5 protein-coding genes are annotated in these 5,530 nt (G+C 40.5%); all 5 read right to left on the bottom strand.

Annotated features, from left to right (window positions below):
* Nucleotides 1-350, bottom strand: a 350-nt coding sequence (locus tag PX484_RS21425; protein ID WP_288105426.1) for an NAD-dependent epimerase/dehydratase family protein, incomplete at its 3' end; no start/stop codon positions are given.
* 465 nt (nt 351-815) lie between these two features.
* A complete protein-coding gene (locus PX484_RS21420) occupies nt 816-1,706 on the bottom strand; it encodes a class I SAM-dependent methyltransferase (RefSeq protein ID WP_287764528.1) in 891 nt (296 codons plus the stop codon).
* A gap of 15 nt (nt 1,707-1,721) precedes the next feature.
* Nucleotides 1,722-2,954, bottom strand: coding sequence for an NAD(P)/FAD-dependent oxidoreductase (locus PX484_RS21415; RefSeq protein WP_288105425.1), 1,233 nt, complete (start codon nt 2,952-2,954; stop codon nt 1,722-1,724).
* On the bottom strand, nt 2,951-3,910 hold the full coding sequence (locus PX484_RS21410) for a hypothetical protein (RefSeq protein WP_287764534.1): 960 nt from the start codon (nt 3,908-3,910) through the stop codon (nt 2,951-2,953). Before PX484_RS21410 ends, PX484_RS21415 begins: the two co-directional genes overlap by 4 nt.
* Nucleotides 3,910-5,370 (bottom strand): MBOAT family O-acyltransferase, encoded by a 1,461-nt coding sequence (locus PX484_RS21405; RefSeq protein WP_287764537.1) that lies wholly within the window; start codon nt 5,368-5,370, stop codon nt 3,910-3,912. Before PX484_RS21405 ends, PX484_RS21410 begins: the two co-directional genes overlap by 1 nt.
* Nucleotides 5,371-5,530: the final 160 nt, after the last annotated feature.

Raw genomic sequence — 5,530 nt, 5'->3', positions numbered from 1 at the left:
GGGGTTTCCTTAGCGGCCTCAAGAATAATTTGAGTAGCATTTATATTCCTTTCGGTATATTGACGAAATCCATCACCCCAGCTTGCTCTGACTCCTGCTTGGGCTGCCTGATGGAATAATACTTCTACTCCTTGCAACAGTTGTCTCCAGTCGAGGGCTTGTATATCCGCTTCAATTAACTTAAATTCGGGATATTTTGCTAGAATATGGGCATTTTGGCGCTTTAAACTGGGGTCGTAATAATCATTAAATTGATCGATACCGATCACCTGATCTCCTTGTTCTAAAAGCTTTTCTGCCAAGTTAGAACCGATAAAACCCGCGACACCAGTAACAATATGAGTAGCCATTTAATCCTAGTCGTTGATATTTTGTATCGATTGTAATCATTTTTGCGCTTTTTGCCGCAATCAATTTCCGTCGTCCGCTGTCAGCTTTTAGGGGTCAAAATCGATAGATTTATTATATCTCCTGCAAAAATCAAATAGATTAGGAGACAGGAGACGGTCTAGAGGAGGACAGGGTAAGCGCATCTTAACAATCCTTGACAAAATGAACTTTAGGTGAGTTGCTTACCCAGAGGACGATTCAGACATATTTGAGGAAAATTGCCCATCTCAATTGTTAAGCAAAAATCGACCAAATGGGTCGATTTCGTGACTATTCTGATTGACTGGTATCACTTGAAATACCCGCACAGCAAACGGAGCACAAAATTGGCCAATTGTCAATAGCGTTTAAGATGCTCTCACCCTGGTTGCTGCTTAAATTAACCTGCTCCAACAAGTTATTAATTATCGGTTAATTTCCCTGACTCATATAGTCTTAAATTTGCCAAAAGCGCGAGGATGTCCAGCTTTTTGGGAACAAAGAAAATAGCGCGCGGGTTCGTAATGATTTTCAGCACTAAAAGGGGAACAGAAATTATCTCCGAGTAAATCTTCTCGCACAAAGAAAGCATTCACTCCCGAAAAACTACAAGCTACCAATTTATAACCCTTTTGATGACCAAGTTTTTCTAGAGCTTTCAAACTTGATCCCATATGACTATTATATTTCCATTGGTGACTGGGATTATACTGCATCACCCAACTGGATTCGGGGGGATAAATAGCATTATATTCAAGAATTACCACCCGGGGACGATAATTAGTAATTGCTTGCCAGACCCAATAATCATTACCATCAATATCAATGGATAATAAATCTAATTCTGTCGGTACATTGCCCTCTCGAAACAAGTCTTCAATATTTTCGGCAGTGATAAAAGTATTTTTTAAAGTTAATCGTTGCTTAGCAATTAAATCTTCAAAAGATTGGCGAATACTTTTACAAAATCGCTCACTGCCTTCAATCCAATAACCTTGCCATCCTTTCACTAACAAATAGGTACTATTATTTTCTAAACCGTTGCCAACTCCAAATTCCACAAAGAATTTATTTGTGGTTCCAATGCGATTAAAAATTTCGCTAGTAATGCCATCTTCCCCCGCTTGCGAAAAAACCTTAAATTCGTAGCGGTTTAGTTTTTTAGGGCTATCATATTTTGGGTTTTTATGCAAGTTTTCTAGCAGATAATTGTCAATTTGTAACTCTGTTAGTATATCTTGATATTTTGAGGAGGCACTATTCAGAGACTTAAGGTTTTTGAGAATCTCTGGGATTGCTTGCCAAACTGCCGCCATATTTTTGAGAAAGGTTTTCATGGATTTTAACTACAATTAACGAGTATTTTTTGATTCAATCGGTTGTTTAGATAACACTTGTGAATAACGGAGTCGGAGAAGAATTTTTTTTGCCCAATGTTGAAACACTTTCAATTGATGACGTTTGCTGGGTAAACGCAGAATATAGACAAATCGACGCATTATATCGGCTAATCTACCAGTAATATTAATACCAAAACTGGAGACAAGGGCTGATTGTTTACCCAGGGTTAACATATCACCTAAATGCAGATAATAATAGGATTTGAGCGATTTTTTTCTAATCACTGCCGAGATATTTTTGGCTACTACACTGGCTGCTTGATAGGCTGCTTGTGCTGTGGCAGGAATTACCTGTTTACTCGGATAAATTTCGGCTATATCCCCAAGGGCAAACACTTCGGGATAGTCGATTAATTGTAAACTGGAACGGGTTAATAATTTGCCTTGTGCTGTTTTCTGACAATCTAAATTATTGATCCAATCCTGTGCCTCAGTTCCCGCTGTCCACAATAATAAATCAATGGGGATAACCTCATTTTTATTATCTTTAAATACGGTTATGGAATTAGCGTTAACTTCCTTTAATCCCGTGTTTAAATAGAGACTAACATTCTTGGCTAAAAGGGAACGATAGGAAGCAACACGCACCGATTTAGGGAAGTTTTGCAGTATTTCCTCGTTCCTTTCCACTAGATGAACTTTGCCTTTTTTTCCTAAACGATCAGCCACCTTACAGGCTAATTCTACCCCATTGGGACCGCCGCCAATAATGGCTAAATTAATTGAGGATTTTCCTTGAGTTTCTAAGTCATGAATTGCCGTTTGTAATCTTTCCACATCCTCTAAACTCCGAAAAGTTAGCCCATAATCGGCTAACCCCGGTATAGCCGGCCAACGATTCCGCACTCCCACCGCTAAAACTAGGTAATCGTAGTCTATAACCTCCTCATTTTCTAAATATACTCGATGATTGTTTAAGTCAATATTACTGGCTTTTTGAGTTTTTAAATTAACCTTAGTTCCTGTTAATAATTGACGGTAGGAGGGGGCAATTTCCCAGCGTTGCAATTCTCCTGTAATTAGTTCATAGAGAAGGGGAGTAAAGAGAAAATGGTTTTTTGGTTCGACTAAAGTTATTTGCCATTGACCCGATTTTACTGCTGTTAATCGACTCAGATCGAGTGCCGTGTATAACCCGCCAAAACCACCCCCCAGAATGCAAATCTTAGTTATAGGTTTATTCATGGATTTTTATTCTCAGTTGTGTTTAAGATGGGTTTCAGTTCCGAAACTAATTGTTCTGAACGAATAATTCTCGCCGGGGGCAAAAGATGATAGTGAGTGTCAGCAAAAATAGTAGAATCGGTCTTAATATTCAAGTCTTTTGGGTCATAAATTGTTGGCACAACCCGACTTAATTCTTCGGCGGATTTGCGAATATTAGCAACGGTTTTACCCTCATTTTTGGCATAAACCCAGGGCAAAGAAACCACTAAAGTCGCCCCTTTTGCTTCTAAATCTTTCTTGAGTTTTTCAATCAATTTAATTGAGTGAGGAGAAGCAGCAGTATTAAAAGTCATTTGCCACCATTTCCCTGTTCTTTCCTTAACTATAGTCGGATCACCTGTATTAGTAATCGGATCGGAAAGATAACCCGTCATTCTGCCTTTGCTGAATAAATCAACCATCGATTTAGTGACTGGACGCATCCCCGGAATACCTAATAACCAAGTATCCTCGATCATGGTTTTTAAAGGTATCCCACCTAACCCCGGTTTGCCAATAGCGACGCTAAAAGGTGCGGATCCCCAAAGTCCTTCGCCGCGATTAAAACCGTCCTCATCCATGAGCATGAGATATTCGGGAATCAGCAGAATTACGTCTCCTTGGCGCGCTTTTTCGAGAATCATAGCGGCAATGACATTTAAGCCGATATCCCCCTGTAAACCGAAGTTAACCACCGGCATTCCCAATTCTTTGGCCATTAATTCCGAATTTATGCTATAATGCGCCCCCGATCCCGCCGTGACGATTAAACGCCGCGGTCCTTCGGTACTAGCAGCGATCGCTGATTTTTCCTCGTACATCATCCGCAACCAGCTTAATTCGCCACCGTAGATGACATTATAAACAAAGCCGAGGGACCAAGCGACTCCCAGAGAGGCTAACCAGGGGAAAATGTTAAAGGATTTAGTATTCATCAGAATTCAAAGTAAATAAAGTTACCGGTATTAGTGGAAGCTAGGAGAATCGTTAAACCTAGCAATATTTTGGACAGCCAAGGCGATAACAATAGTTCATATTCAAACTTTTTCTGAGCAATAGCCAGATGTTCGAGGATTAAAACAATGATACCAAAAACTAAAGCAACGCTTAAAACTGCTCCTTGATTGAGAGTATAGGAACTAAAAATCTCAGCGATATTAGCTAAGGAATAATTGAAAGGATTGGCAATAACCAGAATTTTGCCGATTAATCTTCTGGTGTTAACCTCCATGAAAAAGAGACAACCAAAAATGACAGCCAATTGCGTTAAAGCCCAGGAGAGAATTTGCGGCTGAGAAACGTATTTTCCGACAAAAGCATAGAAAGGTCGGCCTAAATAACGCAGTAATAATAATAATGCCCCGTGGTAAGCCCCCCAAAAGATGAAATTCCAGGCCGCACCGTGCCAGAAACCTGAAAGCGTAAAGGTGATAAATAGGTAAAAAGGGGCCCAGTTTTTATTGGAACCCATTAGGGGTAAAAACACATAATCCCGAAACCAGGTGCTAAGGGTGATATGCCAACGTCGCCAAAATTCGTTAATACTTTGGGATGTATAGGGTGCTAAAAAGTTTAATTCTAATCTAACCCCGACAAAATAGGCTAAACCAACAGCAATAAAGCTATAACCGCCGAAGTCAAAATAGATTCTCAGGGTGAATAAAAAAGCCTCAAACCAGATATACCAAGCATTGTCGATCATCTTATCTAATTCGATGTAGGGCGCAATGTTATCGGCGAGGACAAATTTCATAAATAAACCGAGGGAAAGCCAACGCAAACCCTTCTCGAAGTTTTCTCCTGTAAATTTGAGGCGAAATCCCTCCATTTGTGGTAATAAATCCCGGCGACGCTCGATCGGACCTGCGACAATTTGGGGGAAAAAGGAGATAAAATTGACATAATCGAGGACGGCTAGGGGTTTCTTTTTCTTTTCGCGTAGGGAGTCCACCACGAAAGCCACCATCTGGAAGGTATAGAAGGACACCCCCGGCGGTATTTGGCTAGGCACGGGAATCGGAGAAAGTTCCTTCCAGTTAGGGGGGAGGGAAACGAATAATCCGATGATTTCCTGCACAAAAAAGCCGAAATACTTGAAGTAGGCCAGGACGAGAATATCGATGACGATAACGATAGTGGCTAGGAGATTCGCTTTCCAGCCGCTCATTTTCAGCACTAGCCAGACCATAATGTAGTTAAAGGCTAGGGAGACTATGAAAACGAGGAAACTGGTGCGACTTGCGTAATAAAATAGGATTAGGGACAGCGCTGCTAATCCGACCCCATCAAAAACACCTCGCCAGAGATTGAAGGACTTCGCCAAGTAGCGTGCCGTTAAGAAAGGAACGCTAAAAAGGATTAATATCCACCAAAATATAAAATCAGAGTAATTCAAGGCTTATTAACTCCTGATGGTCTGTGTTACCTTGTTTGAGATGGGTTTCCTGACTTCTGATGCTCAGAGACGAGGGATTTTCTTGACAAGCCTATCAAACTTTGTCAGACTTGTCCATAAAATTACCTTCATCCATCCTAAAAAATCGAGGCTAGACAAG

The organism is Microcystis sp. M49636_WE2, from assembly GCF_030065375.1.
GTDB classification, from domain to species: domain Bacteria; phylum Cyanobacteriota; class Cyanobacteriia; order Cyanobacteriales; family Microcystaceae; genus Microcystis; species Microcystis aeruginosa_C.
The sequence above is the reverse complement of the archived record's forward strand: the minus strand, read 5'-3'. Positions and strand labels throughout refer to the sequence as shown.